Source organism: Kocuria subflava (assembly GCF_012163155.1).
GTDB lineage: Bacteria > Actinomycetota > Actinomycetes > Actinomycetales > Micrococcaceae > Kocuria > Kocuria subflava.
This window is the reverse complement of the sequence record NZ_JAAVUN010000079.1, coordinates 1-1,255: the sequence shown is the minus strand read 5'-3', so window position 1 is coordinate 1,255 and position 1,255 is coordinate 1. Positions and strand designations below refer to the sequence as shown.

1 protein-coding gene is annotated in these 1,255 nt (G+C 60.9%); it reads right to left on the bottom strand.

What is annotated here, in order from left to right; translation table 11 throughout:
• Positions 1–7: 7 nt before the first annotated feature.
• Positions 8–1,198 (bottom strand): IS30 family transposase, encoded by a 1,191-nt coding sequence (locus GTW58_RS13025; protein WP_425338851.1) that lies wholly within the window; start codon positions 1,196–1,198, stop codon positions 8–10.
• Between the last annotated feature and the right edge of the window lie 57 nt (positions 1,199–1,255).

Genomic DNA, 1,255 nt, shown 5'->3' with positions numbered 1-1,255 from the left:
GGTGGATTCATGTGGTGGTTGCAACACCGGTTTTGTGGTCGGTGTTCAGCAACTGCGTGAGGACCTCAGCAGGAGTGAGGAACCCGTGTCGCTTACGCGGCCGGGCGTTGAGCTCATCAGCGACCATGTCCAGATACCCAGCCCCCCAGAACGAGAGGTCCGTGCCTTTGGGGAAGTACTGACGCAATAACCCGTTGGTGTTCTCATTGGTACCACGCTGCCACGGGGAATGAGGATCACAGAAGTAGATATCCACCCCCGTGGCAGCAGTGATCCGTGCATGACGAGCCATCTCGCTGCCTTGATCCCAGGTCACGGAACGCTTCAACCGCTCACTGAGCTGCCCGATCTTGGTGATCATCGCTGCAGCGACCTGATCAGCACTGTGCCCATCAGGCAGGTGCAGCAGCATCACGAACCCGGTGGTGCGTTCCACCAACGTCCCGATCGCTGAGCCCGAGGCCACCGAACCCAGGATCAGATCACCTTCCCAATGCCCAGGCACAGCCCGATCAGCAACCTCGGCTGGGCGATCAGCGATGTTGATCATCCCCGGGATCCTGCCCCGACGCTCATCACTCTTACGCCGTGGTTTACGCATGCTGCGCCCAGTGCGTAGGTGTTGAGTCAGCTCGCGGGTCAAGCCCCCACGGGTTTGGACGTAGAGCGCTTGATAGATCGTTTCGTGGGACACCCACATCTCCTGGCGATCGGGATACAGGGTTTTGAGTCTCCCACTGATCTGCTCCGGGCTCAGGTTGCTGGTGAGCATTCCCTGTACCCGGTGAGCCAGCACCGGGTTGGTCGCCAGTTTGGAGGGCTTGGGGCGGGTGCGGGCCGCATCAGCATGGGCTTGGGCTGTTGAGGCACGGTAGGGCTTAGGCCGGGTCGTGGTGACCCGGCGTAGTTCCCTGCTGATCGTGGATGGTGCCCGGTGCAAGCGGGCAGCGATCGTTCGTACCCCGTGTCCCTGGTTGCGTAGCTCCGCGATGTATTCACGTTCGCTGAAACTCAGAGAGCGTGTCAGGTGGGCATAGTCTGGGCGTGGCAGCACTCCTCCACGGTGGCTCATCCAGCGTCGCCCACTCACGCGGGACACACCGAGGCGATCAGCAGCTTCTTGGATGGTCAACCCAGCACGGATGTGGTTGAAGAACTGTGCAACCAGCTCCATCGGTAGTGGTGGTCTCGCGTCCATACCGGGACCCACCCCCTGTTCTTACTAGGGGTGTTGCAACCACCACATGAACCCACA